Origin of the sequence: Myxococcus llanfairpwllgwyngyllgogerychwyrndrobwllllantysiliogogogochensis (assembly GCF_006636215.1) — a bacterium.
Taxonomy (GTDB): Bacteria; Myxococcota; Myxococcia; order Myxococcales; family Myxococcaceae; genus Myxococcus; species Myxococcus llanfairpwllgwyngyllgogerychwyrndrobwllllantysiliogogogochensis.
Window position 1 is genome coordinate 1 of record NZ_VIFM01000999.1, and the last position, 388, is coordinate 388.

1 protein-coding gene is annotated in these 388 nt (G+C 66.5%); it reads right to left on the minus strand.

Features of this window, described 5'->3' with window-relative positions; all coding sequences use genetic code 11:
- A partial coding sequence (locus tag FJV41_RS56590) for a chorismate-binding protein (RefSeq protein WP_181791660.1) occupies window positions 1–388 on the minus strand: 388 nt, incomplete at both ends.

Sequence of the window (388 nt, forward strand, 5' to 3'; positions counted from 1 at the left end):
GAAAAGCTGGCGATCGAAGGGTTCCAGTTCAGCAATCAGGCGCTTCGCCGCCTGATGCGGGAAACCGCTCAGCGCCGGCGTCGGGTGCAGCAGACAGGCCAGCGACATGGCGTTTTCTTCCGCCAGCGCGGTGCCTGCGATCGGCGTCGCCAGATGCCAGAGCGTCGGGGTGGTAATCGGCTGCGGCGACTCCGGTAGCGACAGCTGACTGCTGCGCGGGCCCAGCACGCTCTTCATCGCCTGGGTCACCAGCTCGTGCTCGTGGCGATCTTTGCCGGAGGCCAACAGCCTGTTGCCTGCTTCCCGGTCCAGCACATCGTCCGGCTGGCGACGGGCGGAGCCGGCCAGCGGCAGAGAGCTGAAGTGCTGTCCTTCTTTACGCAGCAGC